Genomic DNA, 16,878 nt, shown 5'->3' with positions numbered 1-16,878 from the left:
TTACAAAAATTTAATATATTAATTTTAAAATTATATTTAAGATTTTTTATACCATTGCACAAATTTTTGTATTCCTTCTTTAAAATTTGTTTTAGGATTGTATCCTAACAATTCTTTTGCTTTGCTTATATCTGCATTTGTTCTTTTTACATCTCCTAGTTGCATTGGTAATTTCTTTAATTTTGCTTTTTTTCCTAATTCTTCTTCTAATGTTTCTAACATCTCTTTTAAACTTATTGTTTGACTTTCTCCCAAGTTTATTATTTCATATACTTTCTCTTTCTTTTCTATATATTTTATTGCTTTTGTTATCCCATCTATTATATCTTCTATATATGTATAATCTCTTTCTGTTGTTCCATCTCCATAAAATGGTACCTCTTTTCCTTCTGTTATTAATCTAGTGAATTTATGTATTGCTAAATCTGGTCTTTGTCTTGGTCCATATACTGTGAAAAATCTTAATTGTATCATATCTATATTATATAAATGATAATATACATGCCCCATTACTTCACATGCTTTTTTTGTCGCTGCATATGGTGATATTGCAAAATCTACTATGTCTATTTCTTTAAATGGTACTCTTTTATTATTTCCATATACTGATGACGATGACGCTTGAATTACTTTTTTTATATTATATTTTTTACACATTTCAAGAATATTCATAAATCCTTTTATATTTACTTCTTCATATAATTGTGGATTTTCTAATGATGGTCTTACTCCTGCCATTGCTGCTAAATTTATTACTATATCTATCTTATTTTCTTTAAATACTCTATTTAACTCCTCTTTATTTATTATATCTATAATTTCTAATTTATAATTTTCACTATCAACTACGCTTTTTAATTCTTCTAATTTTTCTACTTTTTTATCATATTTATTAGTCGATTCTAATACATTTCTTATTTTAATATTAATATCATAATAATTATTAAAATTATCTATATTTATTATTTTATTTCCTTCTTTTAGTAAATATTCTATTAAATGTGAGCCTATAAAACCTGCTCCTCCTGTTATTAGATATGTTTTTACCATAAATATTCCTTTCTTAAAAATAATTTTTTAAACCTATATTCTATACAACAAATAATTATTAAAGTTATTTCCTTTATATATTACATTTATATAAAATTTTAGTCAACAATTTTTATTAGACAATTTTGGATAATACTTGTATAATATTATAAACTTAAATTTTAGATAGGAGAATAAATTATGGAAATTTCAGTTATAATTCCTGTATATAATGAAAAAGATAATATTAAACCAATGATTGAAAAAGTTGAAAATGCCTTAAAAAAACAATTTAAAAATTATGAAATTATTTACGTAAATGATGGAAGTACTGATGGTAGTGAAGAAATATTAAATTCTATTGCAAAAACTAATAAAAATGTAAAAGTATTTCATTTTACCGAAAATAATGGACAAACTGCTGCTTTAGCTGCGGGTTTTGAAAAATGTAATGGTGATTTAGTAGTAACTATGGATGGAGATATGCAAACAGATCCAGAAGATATTTATGTTTTATTACCTTATATAAAAGAATATGATGTAGTAAATGGAAAAAGAGCTACTAGAGAAGATGGATTTAGCAGAAAATTAGCTTCACAATTAGGAAATGGTATCCGAAACTTTATCACTAATGATAATATTACAGATACTGGATGTCCTTTGAAATTATTTAAAAAAGAGGTTGTTAAAAAATTTCAATTATTTAATGGAATGCATAGATTTTTACCTACATTAGCAAAAATTTATGGACATTCTGTAATTGAAGTACCTGTTAGACACTATGATAGACAATTTGGAACTTCAAAATATAAAACTTGGGGAAGAGCTCTTAGAGGTTTAAAAGATGCGTTAGCAGTTAGATGGATGAAATCTAGAGTATTGATGTATAAGATTAAGGAGGACTAATTTTGAATAATTTCTGGTTAAAAATAGGATTTTTAGGACAATTTATGTTTACAATGCGATTTGTTGTTCAATGGCTGGTATCAGAAAAAAATCAAAAAAGTACTATTCCTTTTGCATTTTGGATATTTAGCATTTTAGGAAGTCTTTTATTATTGAGCTATGCAATCCATAAAAAAGACCCTGTATTTATTTTAGGACAAAGTTTTGGAATAATCGTATATATCAGAAATATTATGTTAATGAAAAAATATAAAAATAACAGAAAATAATTTGGAGGATGTTTATGTTTAATATATCATATAAAAAAATGTTTTTATTTATGTTTTTTATATCTTTATTTTCATTTTTACCTAATATAAATATAGAAGATGCAGATATAATGGAAGCTAGAAATTTTACTACAGCACGAGAAATATTAAGTGAAAATAATTGGTTAATTCCTACTATGAATGGAGAAATTAGAATAACTAAACCACCTCTTCCTACCTGGATTACTACTCTAGGTTTTTTAGGAAATCATAAAGAAAATTTAGGTTTATTACGTATTCCTACTGTGTTTACTACTATTTTTATGATTTTTTTATTCTTTTATTTTGTACTGACTCTAACCCAAAATAAAGATTTATCGTTTATATCTTCTATTGTATTAGCTACTAGTTTTCTTATTTTTAAAATGGGAAGAACTGCTTCTTGGGATATATATACCAATGTTTTTATTGTTGGTTGTTTATTTTATCTTTTAAAATCTATAGAACATATAAAATACTCTTTTATTGCTGGTATTTTTTTAGGATTTTCAATTATGAGTAAAGGTCCTGTATCTCTTTATGCAGTATTTTTACCTTTCATTATAAGCTATACTATTATTTATAATATAAACTTTAAAAAAATAAATTATAAAAAAATTATTATATTTATTATCACTTCTCTTATTATTGGAGGAAGTTGGTATTTTTATATATTTTTTTTGCATACTGATATTACTTTAAAAGTAGCTCAGGTCGAATCTACTGCTTGGTTAACTAAACATACTCAACCTTTTTGGTATTATTTTCATTTTCCTATTTTTTCAGGAATTTGGTTTGTTTTAGGAATTGGAGCTTTATTTAAAAAAAATATGGAAAAATTTGTAGTTGATATTAAAACATATAGATTTTCTTTACTCTGGATGCTTATTTCTTTTGTTTTACTATCTATTTTACCAGAAAAAAAAGAAAGATATCTTATTCCTGTAGTTATTCCTATGGCTTTATTAATAGGACAATTTATTTATAGTGCTTTTTTAAACATAAATAAAAATTCTAAATTTATTAATAATATTTTAAAAATACATTCTACTATTATAATTATTTTTTCTATCTATATTCCAATATTACTTTTTACAAAAAATTATTATAATTTAAATATTTTTTATATTATATTTTTAACTATTTGTTATATTATATTTATAATATTATTTTTAAAAAACTTTAAACAATTAGACATAAAAAAACTTTTTATTTATACACTTGTTTTTATGTTGTTTTCAAATATATTTTTTGCTCCATTTTATCTAAAAAATATTATGTTTAAACACAATAGAAAATATCAAGCACTTCGAGATGTAAAGAAAACTGATTATTTAGATAATATAAAAATTTATAGTTTCCATCAACCAGGTATAAGAAACGTATGGAATATCGGTCATAAAATTAAAATGATTAATAAATCTGAATTAGATAATTTAAAATTTCCTCTATGCATAATATATTATGATTATGAAAAAGATGAAGTAGAAAATTTATTAAGTTCTTATATTATACTTGATAAAAAAACTTTTTATTTTTCAAATACTTCTAATACCGAACTCAATCTTGTTAAAATAATAAAAAAATAGTTTCTAAATAGAAACTATTTTTTTTATTTATTATATAATTCTACTAAATATCTATCAATTGCATTTTGCCAAGTCGGAATATTTTTTCCTATTATTTTTTCTACTTTTTTACTATCTAATTTACTATATTTTGCTCTTTTTGCTGGCAAGTTAAAATCAGCTGTTTTAGCCCTTCCTAATTTACCTTTCCATCCTATTTTATCAAGTACATATTTAGCTTGATCATATTTACTTGCTATTCCATTATTTGATATATGATATAAACCAAATTTATTTATTTTTATAAGTTCCCATGAAAATTGTGCAAGGTCATATGAGTATGTTGGCACTGATACTTGATCATCTACTATATTTAATTCGTTTTTACTTTTTGACCAATTTATTACTTGAGTATTAAAATTATTATTACCTATACCAAATACCCATGATGTACGTATTACAAAACTTTTTTCATATGTATCAAGAACTGCTTTTTCCCCGTCATATTTACTCATTCCATATACAGATAATGGATTTGGAATATCTTTTTCTGTATACGGAATATCTTTTTTTCCGTCAAATACAAAATCTGTAGAATAAGTAAGAAATACAGCATCTATTTGTCTTGCAATTTTTGCTAAATTTTGAGGTGCATAACAATTTAAGGTATATGCTTTATCTTTTTCAACTTCTGCTTTATCTACATCATTATATGCTGCACAATTTATAATAATCTCAATCTCTTTTCCTTTTACAAACTTTTCTATAGCTAATTTATTTGTAATATCTAGCTCAGTATAATCTGTCGCTATATATTTTATACCTATTTTATCAAATATTTTTTTAAAATCCGTACCAAGTTGCCCGTTTGCACCTGTTAATAATATCATTTTTTTTCCTTTCTATATAAATTATTTATTTACAAAACTTAACTATGGTAAAAATAATATTAATTATCTTTTAAAAAATTACTCCACTTTTAATAAATTCTTTAAATGTTTGTTGATTTTTATCTTTTTCTGATAAACTTAATTCTTCTTCTTTTATTCCATATTTTTCTAATTCCCAATCTATTCCAATTTCTTTGTCATTCCATATTATTCCACTATCATATTCTGGAGCATAATAATCTGTACATTTATATTGAAATTCTGTATTATCTTCTAGTGTTAGAAATCCATGAGCAAATCCTTCTGGTATATAAAACATTCTCTTATTCTCTGCTGTTAATAAGACACTATACCATTTCCCAAATGTTTTGCTATCTTTTCTCAAATCTACTGCCACATCTAACACACTTCCTGCTATTACTCTTACTAATTTTCCTTGCGTATGTTTTGTTTGGAAATGTAAGCCTCTTAAAACGCCTTTTTTAGATTTCGAATGATTATCTTGGACAAATTCCATATTTAATCCTATTTCACTAAAATCTCTTTTACTATAACTCTCCATAAAAAATCCTCTATTATCACCAAATACTGTTGGTTCTATAATAACCAAATCTTTTATACCTGTTTCTATTTTATTAAATTTACTAATTTTAAAAACCTCCAACTCTATTTACTTGAATCTTTTTTTATTATACATTTCCAGTTGTTAATTGTCAATTATTTCAATATTTTCATATTCTTCTCTGTGGTTCTTTTTCTTTTTCTCTGTGTTCTCCGTGTAATTATTTTGACTTTTTTTAATTTTACATAATATCTTTTTTCATATTATCACTTATACATTCCATTCCCTTACATTCAGATCCTACAAATACCAAAGCCCATTTTTTCATATTATTCATACTTCTTAGTTCTTCTGATTCTTTATATTTCATTAATTGTTCTTTTGCTTCTTCTAATTTTTTCTTTAATAAGTCTTCTGTATAATCTTTCTTTGATATATATTTCAATTCAAACATTCCATAATATCTCGGCTGTCCTATTGTCCCTTTTTTCAACACTATATCTATATATCCATCTTCTACCTCATATTCACTCTTTGTGAAATATAAATTACTTTTATATAAATACATTAACATTATTACTTTTACATATTTTTCATCAAATTTTATGAAGTCTCTATTTGATAGTTTATGCAATATATTTTCTGTTAATTTTATTAATTTATCAATTTTACCATCTCTTGCTATTTCTAATATCGCTTCTCTAATTTTGCTATCATCTATTTTAAAATCTGCTTCTTCTTCTATTATTTTATTGAAATATTCAAAATATAATTCTCTTATTACATAGTTTGGAACCCCTATATATACTGCTCCAAATTCATCTACTCTTTTTATTGTCATAAGTCCCATATAAAATAACAAAGATTTAAAATCATCTAAATTAAACTCTATTTCTAAATTAAATCTACTACTTATTACTACTTCTTGCTCTATTCCCATTACTATCTCTTTTAATATTTTTATTCTTTCATTATTTCTTCCACCTATTTCAAACAATTTTCCTATTTTTCTATAATCACTTAATATATTATTATCAATTATATTTTCAGGTTCTTCTTTATTTTTCTGGTAATAACTCATATAATAAAGTACCATATCACTATTATATACTCTATTTTTACACTTTTTATTAAATTTATATCCATTGTAATAGTCTCTTAATCTATCTATATTAGCATCTATATCATAATTTTCTATTGTTGCATTGGCTAATTTCTTTACCTCTTCTTCTGTAAACCCCATCATCTCATTAAAATCTGAATCTAATGTTATATCTGAACCTATATTAAATCCACTTGTCATACTATCTAATGTTATTGGACTTACTCCTGTTATAAATAACCTATCTACTATTCCAGTTCCTGTCCCATCTTTTATTACTTCATAAAATTTCCTTACAAATCCATTACTGCTTACTGAATTTTGATAAAAATTATAATTAAAACCTAATAATTCATTGGCAAAATGGTCATATTCATCTATTAATATATATATTTTTCCATCAATTAAAGCTCTTACTTCTGTTAAAAATGTACTCATTATTTCCGTTGCAGTTTTTTCTTCATCTATTTTCATTTTAAATTTATTTTTTATTAAAAATTCTTTTATTCCATTTATTACTTTTGTCCTAAATCCTTCTAATGTCTCCTTTTCTATTTTTGTATTTATTCCTGAAAAATTAAATTTCAATATATAATAACTATTTTTTAATTTTGTTGGATTATTTCCTATATAAAATTCATCAAACAGCTTATTTTCTTTATAATTTATATCATAATAATATTCCAATAATGATATAAATAGACTTTTCCCAAATCTTCTAGGTCTTAAAAATATCAAATATCTTTCATTTAAATTTTCTAACATCTCAATATATTTAGTTTTATCTACATAATAATAACCATCTTCTATTATTGTTTTAAAATTACTTATCCCATATGCTATTTTTTTCATTTTACCTCCTAAAACTCTACACAAAGTACACTAAGAAAAAATTAAGTTCCTCTAAGTTTTTTATGCTTTTCTTTGTGGTTCTTTTTCTTTACCTTTGTGTTCTCCGTGTAATGTCTTTTCCTTCACTATCTAATTAATTCCATTAGATATTTACCATAATGTGTTTTCATAAGTGGTTTTGCTAATTCTTCTACTTTTTCTTTTCCAATCCAGCCATTATTATATGCTATCTCTTCTGGACAAGCTACCATTACTCCTTGTCTTTTTTGCACAGTACTTACAAAATTAGCCGCATCTAATAATCCATCATGTGTACCTGTATCTAGCCATGCCATCCCACGTCCAAAATTTATTACATTTAATGTTTTTTCTTTTAAATACATTTCATTAAGAGTTGTTATTTCTAATTCTCCTCTTGAGCTCGGTTTTACTTTCTTAGCTTTTTCTACTACTGTATTATCATAAAAATATAATCCTGGTATGGCAAAATTTGATTTTGGATTTTCTGGTTTTTCCTCTAATGAAATAGCTTTACCATTTTTATCAAATTCTACTACTCCAAAAGATTTTGGATTTTTTACTGGATAACCAAATATAGTAGCTCCTTTTGTTCTACTAGCTGCTTCTTTTACCATTCCTGTTAATCCATGTCCATAAAATATATTATCTCCTAATATCAATGCGCATGTATCATTACCTATAAAATCTTCACCAATTATAAAGGCTTCTGCAAGTCCATTTGGATGCTCTTGTACTTTATAACTAAAGTTAACTCCAAAATCTTTTCCGCTACCTAATAACTCTTTAAATACAGGTAAATCTCTATGTGTTGATATAATAAGAATATCCTTTATCCCTGCAAGCATTAACACAGATAAAGGATAATATATCATAGGTTTATCATAAATAGGTGTTATTTGTTTTGAAATTGCCTTTGTTACTGGATATAATCTAGTACCACTACCTCCTGCTAAAATAATTCCTTTCATAAAAAATTTCCCCTTTCTATATTAAGTGAAACTACAAAGACTCAAATAGTATTAAATTGTTAATTTGTTCTATAAACAATTAATTTGAGTCCTTGCATTAAAATTTTATATAATTTTTTTAATCTCTTCTATATAAATCTCTTGTATAAACTTTTTCTTCTACATCTTTTAATTCTTCTTCAAATCTATTTGCTACTATTACATCACTTATTTTTTTAAATTCTTCTAAATCATTTATCACTCTCGAATTATAAAAACTATCTTCTTTTAGTACTGGTTCATATATTACTACTTCTATTCCTTTTGCTTTTATTCTTTTCATTACTCCTTGAATTGATGATGCTCTAAAATTATCACTATCTTTTTTCATTGTTAATCTATATATGCCTACTACTTTTGGATTTTTTGCTAATATCATTTCTGCTATATGATCTTTTCTTGTTGTATTTGCATCTACTATTGCTTTTATTATATTACTCGGTACATTATCATAGTTTGCTAATAATTGTTTTGTATCTTTTGGTAAACAATACCCTCCATATCCGAATGATGGATTATTGTAATGTGTCCCTATTCTAGGATCTAATCCTACTCCATCTATTATATGTTTTGTATTTAATCCTCTTACTTCTGCATATGTATCTAATTCATTAAAATATGCCACTCTCATAGCTAAATATGTATTTGCAAACAGTTTTATTGCTTCTGCTTCTGTTGCATTTGTAAATAATATTGGCATATCTTTTTTTATTGCACCTTCTTTTAATAATTCTGCAAACTCTCTTGCTCTTTCTGATTGCTCACCTACTATTATTCTACTTGGATATAAATTATCATATAATGCTTTTCCTTCTCTTAAAAATTCTGGCGAAAACATTATATTATCTATACCATATTTTTCTTTTACCTCTTCTACATATCCTACTGGTATCGTAGATTTTATTACCATAACTGCTTTTTTATTTATTTTTAATACATCTTTTATTACTGATTCTACAGTACTTGTATCAAAATAATTTTTCTTTTCATCATAATTTGTAGGAGTCGCTATTACCACAAACTTTGCATCCTTATATGCTTCTTCTTTATCTAAAGTAGCTTTTAAATTAAGATTTTTTGTAGCTAAAAATTCTTCTATTTCTTTGTCTACTATTGGTGATTTTTTATTATTTATCATATCAACTTTTTCTTTTATTACATCCAGAGCAATAACTTCATGATTTTGTGCAAATAAAACTGCTATTGATAATCCTACATATCCAGTACCTGCAACTGCTATTTTCATACTATATCCTCCATAATATATTAGTTTAGATTTTATTTAAATAAGCTTAAAACAATACAAAATACTTTTAATAATGGTTAAACATATAAATTTATGATTATCTTATCATACCAAAATAAATTATATTTTTTTATAATTATTTTTATTTAAAATTTCTTTATTTATTTCTTTCCTTTTTTTATCAAAAAACCATCCCCACTTGTTAAAATAGTAAATAGCAGATTTAATATGATAAATTAATAATTTTTTATTTTTAAAAGACCCTTTTTCAAACTTATGATATACTGTTACTTTTGGATAATACATAGTTTTATATTTTTCATTTATTCTTCTAGATAAATCTGTATCTTCTAAATACATAAATATATTATCATCAAAACAACCAACTTCTTTAAAAATTGAAGTTCTTATAAACATAAAACATCCTGACAAATACGGAACTTCCATTTCAGTATTATAATCTGTAAATTGCATTTCATATTTATAATCTAATTTTTCTAACAACGATTTTATTGGAATAAATTTTCTTCCTATTAAATTCATAGGTGTAGGTAATAATTTACATAATCTTTGTATATCTCCATTTGGATAAAGTACTCTTGGCATAACTAAACCAACATCTTTATTATTTTCCATATATTTAGTTAAATTTTCTATTACTCCATTATTAAAATATATATCTGGATTTAATATCAAATGATATTTACTTCCTTCTTTCATTGCTTTTTCAATCACAATGTTATGAGCTTTTCCAAAGCCTAAGTTTATATTATTATAAATATATTCAATTCTACTATCACTACATAATTGTTTTATATCTTTATTAGATGAATTATCTGAAATATATAGTTTTACTTCTAAATCAGTATTTAAAAAACTATATATCGCCTTTTTTAATTCTTCTTTATTATTATGATATGTTACTATTGAGGCTGTTATCATTTTAGCACTCCTTTATAAGATCTATAAATTTATTTTTTCCATAATTTCTATTAAAAAAAATTTTCAACTCTTTTTTATCTTCTACTTTTAAAAATTTTAAATTTTCTATAGCTTTTTTTATATCTTCAAAAGAATTAATTTTATTTATAAATTTATTTTGTAGTTCAATTCCTTCTAATGCTACCTCTGTTCCAATTACAGGAGTTCCACAAGCTAAAGCTTCTATAACTTTTACCTTTACCCCCGCACCATTAAAAAGAGGAGCAATAAGACCTTTTGATTTATTCAAAATTTCATATGGATTATCTACAAATCCTAAAATTTCAAAACCTTTGTCTTTTAAAATTTTTTTATAATCTTCTTTTAATCCCCCACCAATAATTTTTATATTAAAATCCAATTTATATCTTATATTTTCTTCAAACCATTTTAAACTTTCTAAATTTTCTTTTCTTCCCCAAGCTCCATAAAAACAAAAATAATCTTCTACTTCTTTAATTTCTTGATTTTGAATTTCTTTTTCAATAAAAAAATCTACTTTATTTCCACTTAAATTATACTCCAAATTTAATAAATTCAAATCTTTATTACTAAAACATAAAATATTAGAATCCTTAGCTTTTAATACTAAATTTTCAGAATATTTAACCCAATATTTCAAGAAAAAATTTTTACTCTTTCGCTTATATTTTTGAATTATAATATCATGCGCCATCAAAAATTTTATTTTATTTTTAATAAATAAACCATATATAAAAACTTGAGAAAAATCTAAATATATATAATCATATTCATTTAAATTTTTTAATATATATATTAATACTCTAAAAGAAAATCTACTCGTAAAAAAAGGAAATAATAATAAAAATTTAAAGCTACCCATAATTTTAGTAAAAATATTATTTTTTATAATTTTTTTATAAGATACATTTTTATTATTAAAATCAAAAAAATCATGTTTTTTATAAGAAAAACTTACTATATCTATTATATTTTCTTTTGATAATTCTTTTATTAAATTTTTTGTATAATTTTGCCCTGCAGTTTTATTATTTGGAGGAAATGCTGTGACCAATAAAATTTTCTTCATAATTATAACTCCTTAAATAGATTTTTTATCCCTTCTTTCAATATATTATTAGAATACTTTTCCAAATAATTATTTCTTGAAAATTTGTTAAATTTTTCTATTTTTTTATCATTTATATATTGATTTATTTTTTCTATAAATTCATCTCTACTATTACATTCTTCACCTATTTTCCCAAATTCCAATTCATATCCTTCAAATGCTTCTTTTGTTCCAAATATTGTTTTTCCATACATTAAAGCTTCTGCTGTTTTTACTTTCATTCCAGAACCAGAGAATATTGGAGCTACTATAAAGTTCGCATTGTAATAATATTCGGCAAGATCTTCTACCCCTCCGACAACTTCTACATTTTCTCTACTTAATTCTTCTCTTAATTTCTCCATTCCTTTTCCTACTATATACAACTTCCCCTCTATTTCTGGCATAACATTTTTTACAAACCAAGTAATTCCTTCTATATTAGCAAAGAAATAAGAACCTACAAATAACAATTTTATTTCTTTTTCATATTTTTCTTTTAATTTTTTTTTATCAAATTTATCCTCAAAGCTTACTGGTAATTTTAAATCAATTTTCCTTTTGTATTTTTTTCCAAAATTAATTTATCTCTTTCATTTAAAGAAATTAATTTATCTGAGTATTTACATGATAAATTTTCATTATATAAACTAGATAGAACTAATGGAAAATATTTAACCCCGTCTAATTTTAACCGTTCCTTATAATAAAAATATTCTACATTATGAAAAAAAGTTATAATTTTTATGTTATGATTTGTTTTTTTTATCTTTTTGGCAATTCTTCCAAATAGTGAACAATCTAAAAAAACAACTTCATATTTGTTTTCAAAAATAAATCTTAATATCTCTTTTTCATTTTTTTTGTTTAAATTTCCTGCATATAAAAATAAATTTTTAAATAATAATTCTATTTTACTATAGTTAACCTCAAATATTATTTCAAATTCCGAAGACATTCCTTCCCCAAATGAAATTACTTTTATTTTATATTCTTCTAATTTTTTTAATAATTCTAAATTTCTAAAACTTACAGCCTTCCCTCCACTATCTTCTCTTCCTAAATCATTTGAAATAAACAATAGTTTTTTCACTTTTATATCCTTTCATTTAAATTTATTTTATAAGAAAATATAATTTTTTCTCCTTTTTTCAAATTATCTTTCTCCATATAACAACTTATATTTGTCACTTCATCTATAGCACAATAATATTTTTTATTATCTATTCTTACTTCTTTTAAACCTTTGAACTCAAATGATATGTTTTTATTGTTAATTAAAGAATTTATTTCTTTCTTAGATTTTTTTTGTAAACTTCCCAATGAAAATATATTTAATATCTTAAATTCTTTAATTTTTAAATTATCCTTAGAAATTATAGTTTCTTTTATTTCAATGCAATTTTTTTTAAATTCTATATCTCTTCTATGCTTAAAAAAATATCCTTCTCCTATAAAACTCCCTTTAAAATCTAAAGAATATATAAGTCGATTTTTAAAATAATATTTTTCTTCTTTTTTATTTCTTTTCAATATAATTTTTAAAATTTTTTTTAATCTATCTAAAAAACTAATTTTTTTAAAAAAAATAAGTTGATATAACGCTTCTTTTATTTTTTCTCTTAAATTTAAATTTAAAAATAAATTTGGCAATGGAATTCCTTCTAAAGAATATAAAGAAGATCCATATTCTTCTCCTCCATACATTGGAGTAATCCGTTTATCCCCCATAATTATGTAGGGAAAAGACATATCATTTGTTAAATATCCATTATAATCTGGAACCGCTAATGCCGCTTCATAATTTACATTCTCTCTTTTTATATAATACATTCCATCATAATAATCTTTTTTATTATCTATATTTTCATCTTCTATTTCTACTTCATTAAAAATTTGTTCTAATAAAACAAAAAAATATGTTAGAAATGGCAAGTAATCAAAATAATTGTTATAACCATACCAACCTAAATAATTAATATCATTTATATTTATTTTAAAAGGATATTTTTTTTCTGAAGCTCTTAATACTAAAGGAATACTTCCATCTTTTTTTATAAATTTTTTTAAATATATAAAAACATTCTTTTGTAAATATTTATACTTTTTATCATTTGTATAGATGAATGCTTTTTCTAAAGAATATAATAGTGGACCGTAACCGAAAATTTGTTCTTGTCCTCTACCAATATAACTATTATCTCCATTTGCTAGTGTAATGTTATAAATAAAATTTATTCCCTTAATAAAAGAATTTAATAACCATTCTTTTTGGGTTACTTCATATGCTTCAATTAATAAAAACAACATAAATGAATGATATTGAAAAGAATTTACCTTTTTATCATCTTTAATCAAACCATTTTCTAATTGGTTCTTTTTTATTTTATTTCTTATTTCTTTCAAACCTTCTTTTTTTCCTGTTATAACCTTAACAAGTCCTCTTAACATCGTCCAATTCGAACAATTTGTTCCTTTAAATTTTAAAGGGAATAAGTTCTCTTTATATTCCAATTTATTTTCTATTTCATAAATTTTAAATAACGCATAATTATTAAATTCCCAATGAAAATCCTTAACACTTTTATCTTTTTTATTTAAATAATACTCCATTATTTCTTCTATTTCTTTATTATATTTTTTCTTATCATACATTAACATTGACAATGCAGTAAATGTTTCACCATAAAATGTTCTTGCTGGAAATTTCCCATTTTTATTCTCTTTAGATAAATAATTTAATAATTGCTCTATTATTTTTCTAATTTCTTCATATTTCATTTAATATCCCCTCAACATTCTTAAAAAATACTTAACAAAGTTTTTCAATGTTAGTTCATTTTTTAATTTTTTTGCAAAAAGTTTCCAATGTTTTCTATAATATAATTTATAACCTTTTAAAGTTTTTTTTGATTTTCCTATAGTCTCTCTATTATGCTTATGATAAATCGTTTCAAATTTTTTTACAACTCTACACTCATAACCGCAACTAATAATTCTTGTCCACATATCCCAATCTTGACAACTCGGCATTTTTTCATCAAATAATCCAGCTTCTATAAGAGCTTTTTTCTTTAACATTATTGATGGTGAAGGAATAAAACACTCTTTTAATATTTCTTCCATTAAGTATCCTTCTTTAGTTGGAGTATATTCTCCAACTAACTCTTTTCCTTGAAATATTTTTGTCCAAGTATAAACTATTCCTGTTTTTTTATTACTAGATTTAAATATTTCTATTTGATTTTCTAATTTTGTAGGAAACCATTCATCATCATCATCTACTAAAGCTATAAAATCATATTTTGCTTGTGAAATTCCCCTATTTCTTGAATAAGGGGCTCCTCTATTTTTTTTATTTCTTAAAAATCTAAATTCATTAAATTGATTTGAATATTTATCTATAACTATCTTATATTCATTATAATTAGGCGAATTATCATCTATTATAATAATTTCATAATCTTTAAAACTTTGTTTTTTTATACTTAATAGTAATCTTTCTAAATAATCTGCTCTTTTATAAGTAGGTATTACTATTGATACTTTATAATTTGGTTCTTTTTCTATTATTTCAAAATTTACATCCCATTTTAATCTTGTCCCTTTATTTAAAGTTACTATTGGAAAAGCATTTGGATTTATAAATTTCATAATCTTATTTTTATAAGGTATTCTTTCATTATGATACCATAAGTAATCTTTTAATTTTTGGTTTTTTAATATTCTTTTTGACAAAATCTGATTTATTGGTTGTGTTTTATACCAAGAATTACATAATTTTATTACTTCCTTATGCCATATCTTTGGCATCATTCTTACATGTATAATCCATTCGCCATTATTATCTCTTGCATATATAAATGGAAGCATTTCTTCAGAAATGATTTTATCATTTATAGTAATTTTTATATCAAAATTTTCTCCTATTAATTTTACTTTTTTAACAGAATACTGATTATAAACATTTGTATTCTTATAATACAACTCCTTATCCGATATAAGTACTTTATTTACAAATTCTTTTTTTATTCTAAATCTCATAACAAAATCCATAAAATTAGAGTCTTCTAAACATTTTAATTCGATTTTTCTATTCAAAATTTTGCCATTCAAACTCTCTTCTCCATTTATTTCCCATAAACCTTCTATCATTTTATTTACTATTTTATAAGAATAATGTTTGTCATCGTATTTTATATTCTTACTTAATATTTTATATTTATACCCTATTCCTTCTTCCAAAGAAAAAAAAGCATACGAATCTGCAGTTTCTATTCCAAAAGGATTAATAATATTTTCATTATTAATCTCTAATTTAGAGATTACATTATTATTAATCTTCCAATTTATTTTCATTTATTTCCTCCAATAGATTTAACCAATTTTTTTTAAATTTTATTTTAGAATAATTCTTCACAGCATAATCTCTTGCTAACTTAGAGTAATATTTATAATTCTTATTTATTTTTTCTATTTTTTTTATATAATCTTCTGAATTCCAAGTTTCTACTACAAATTCTTCAATTTCATTTTTTAATTTTTCTCCTATCCCAACTTTACTTATTACTATCGGCAATCCACATGCCATTGCTTCTACCGTAACAATTGAGCAAGCTTCAAACCTACTTGGAAATATAAGCATCTTATGTTTATTATAAATTTCAGGTAACAAATCATTTTCTATATTTCCTCCTATATATCCTAATAAACCTTTGGGATCTCTTGTAGTTACACAATTAATTTTATAATCTGATTGAGCAATTTTTTCTAATACATCAAATCCTTTTGAATATCCATTGTTTCTATATCCACCAACAAAAATATATTCATTAACTTTTTCAATATTTAATGGTTTAAATTTATTTACATCAACGCCATTTTCAATTACTTTAAATACTTTTATTCCTTGTTTTTTTAAAATTTTAGCTATAAAATCAGATACAGCTATAACAATTTTGCCATTACTTCCTAATTTTTGTATATAACTTAATTTCATTAAACTTAGTTTTTCTCTCCAATTTAATTCTTTTGATAAATACTCTCTATATCCTTTATATGAGCCATGAAAAACATTTATACATTTCGGATGTTTTATTCCAAAAGAAAATTCACCATTACAAATAATAATATCATATTTTTTTGACAACTTCTTAAATTTCAGACTAGTTATATAAGGTAATCCTATTATTCTAAATAATACTTTTTGTAAAATATTTAATTTTAACTTTTTATCCGTTGTTAAATAATCTACACAATGCCCTTCTTGAGTAAATATATTTTCTAATTCTTTATTTACAATTTCTACTCCACCAAAATAATTTTTATATGGAGTAATAATAAGTATATTCATTT

The 16,878-nt window shown here is 23.1% G+C and carries 16 protein-coding genes; 3 read left to right on the top strand and 13 right to left on the bottom strand.

From position 1 onward, the window contains the following. Window positions 1-36 precede the first annotated feature (36 nt). Entirely contained in the window at window positions 37-1,050 is a 1,014-nt protein-coding gene (locus tag EV215_RS09370) for a GDP-mannose 4,6-dehydratase (RefSeq protein ID WP_134113754.1), read from the bottom strand. Between the two features lie 177 nt (window positions 1,051-1,227). On the opposite strand from EV215_RS09370, the gene EV215_RS09365 reads away from it, so the two are divergent. From EV215_RS09365 to EV215_RS09355, 3 genes are read left to right on the top strand one after another with little or no spacing between them, the layout of a single operon-like run. After that, window positions 1,228-1,935: a glycosyltransferase family 2 protein gene (locus tag EV215_RS09365; protein ID WP_134113753.1), complete on the top strand. Its 708-nt coding sequence runs from the start codon at window positions 1,228-1,230 to the stop codon at window positions 1,933-1,935. A gap of 2 nt (window positions 1,936-1,937) precedes the next feature. After that, a complete protein-coding gene (locus tag EV215_RS09360) occupies window positions 1,938-2,204 on the top strand; it encodes a lipid-A-disaccharide synthase N-terminal domain-containing protein (RefSeq protein ID WP_208320367.1) in 267 nt (88 codons plus the stop codon). 14 nt (window positions 2,205-2,218) lie between these two features. Continuing rightward, entirely contained in the window at window positions 2,219-3,811 is a 1,593-nt protein-coding gene (locus EV215_RS09355; protein ID WP_166667401.1) for an ArnT family glycosyltransferase, read from the top strand. Between the two features lie 23 nt (window positions 3,812-3,834). Here EV215_RS09355 and rfbD read toward each other — a convergent pair whose 3' ends face one another. The 12 genes from rfbD to EV215_RS09295 all read right to left on the bottom strand — a co-directional run bounded on the left by rfbD (window position 3,835) and on the right by EV215_RS09295 (window position 16,876). Then, on the bottom strand, window positions 3,835-4,680 hold the full coding sequence (gene rfbD / locus EV215_RS09350) for a dTDP-4-dehydrorhamnose reductase (RefSeq protein WP_134113750.1): 846 nt from the start codon (window positions 4,678-4,680) through the stop codon (window positions 3,835-3,837). A gap of 70 nt (window positions 4,681-4,750) precedes the next feature. Next, window positions 4,751-5,329, bottom strand: coding sequence for a dTDP-4-dehydrorhamnose 3,5-epimerase (gene rfbC, locus EV215_RS09345; RefSeq protein WP_134113809.1), 579 nt, complete (start codon window positions 5,327-5,329; stop codon window positions 4,751-4,753). A gap of 154 nt (window positions 5,330-5,483) precedes the next feature. After that, entirely contained in the window at window positions 5,484-7,196 is a 1,713-nt protein-coding gene (locus EV215_RS09340) for an AAA family ATPase (protein WP_134113749.1), read from the bottom strand. Between the two features lie 125 nt (window positions 7,197-7,321). Continuing rightward, window positions 7,322-8,185 carry a glucose-1-phosphate thymidylyltransferase RfbA gene (gene rfbA, locus EV215_RS09335; RefSeq protein ID WP_134113748.1) on the bottom strand — a complete coding sequence of 288 codons (864 nt, stop codon included), beginning with the start codon at window positions 8,183-8,185 and terminating at the stop codon, window positions 7,322-7,324. Between the two features lie 118 nt (window positions 8,186-8,303). Further along, a complete protein-coding gene (locus EV215_RS09330; RefSeq protein WP_134113747.1) occupies window positions 8,304-9,470 on the bottom strand; it encodes a nucleotide sugar dehydrogenase in 1,167 nt (388 codons plus the stop codon). Window positions 9,471-9,590: 120 nt separating this feature from the next. After that, on the bottom strand, window positions 9,591-10,412 hold the full coding sequence (locus EV215_RS09325; protein WP_134113746.1) for a glycosyltransferase family 2 protein: 822 nt from the start codon (window positions 10,410-10,412) through the stop codon (window positions 9,591-9,593). Window position 10,413: 1 nt separating this feature from the next. Continuing rightward, a complete protein-coding gene (locus EV215_RS09320; protein WP_134113745.1) occupies window positions 10,414-11,502 on the bottom strand; it encodes a glycosyltransferase in 1,089 nt (362 codons plus the stop codon). 2 nt (window positions 11,503-11,504) lie between these two features. Further along, on the bottom strand, window positions 11,505-11,996 hold the full coding sequence (locus EV215_RS09315; protein ID WP_166667400.1) for a glycosyltransferase family 4 protein: 492 nt from the start codon (window positions 11,994-11,996) through the stop codon (window positions 11,505-11,507). Between the two features lie 71 nt (window positions 11,997-12,067). Continuing rightward, the gene (locus tag EV215_RS09310) at window positions 12,068-12,616 is read right to left on the bottom strand and encodes a hypothetical protein (protein WP_134113743.1); all 549 of its coding nucleotides are present in this window, start codon (window positions 12,614-12,616) and stop codon (window positions 12,068-12,070) included. A gap of 2 nt (window positions 12,617-12,618) precedes the next feature. Beyond that, complete coding sequence (locus EV215_RS09305) at window positions 12,619-14,304, bottom strand: hypothetical protein (RefSeq protein ID WP_134113742.1); 1,686 nt, start codon at window positions 14,302-14,304, stop codon at window positions 12,619-12,621. Next, window positions 14,305-15,882, bottom strand: coding sequence for a glycosyltransferase family 2 protein (locus EV215_RS09300; RefSeq protein ID WP_134113741.1), 1,578 nt, complete (start codon window positions 15,880-15,882; stop codon window positions 14,305-14,307). It abuts the gene before it with no gap. Then, window positions 15,860-16,876, bottom strand: a complete 1,017-nt coding sequence (locus EV215_RS09295; protein WP_134113740.1) for a glycosyltransferase family 4 protein — start codon at window positions 16,874-16,876, stop codon at window positions 15,860-15,862. Before EV215_RS09295 ends, EV215_RS09300 begins: the two co-directional genes overlap by 23 nt. Window positions 16,877-16,878: the final 2 nt, after the last annotated feature.

It is taken from the genome of Hypnocyclicus thermotrophus (genome assembly GCF_004365575.1).
GTDB lineage: Bacteria > Fusobacteriota > Fusobacteriia > Fusobacteriales > Fusobacteriaceae > Hypnocyclicus > Hypnocyclicus thermotrophus.
Note: the sequence above shows the minus strand (reverse complement) of the source record. Positions and strands in the feature narration are given on the sequence as shown.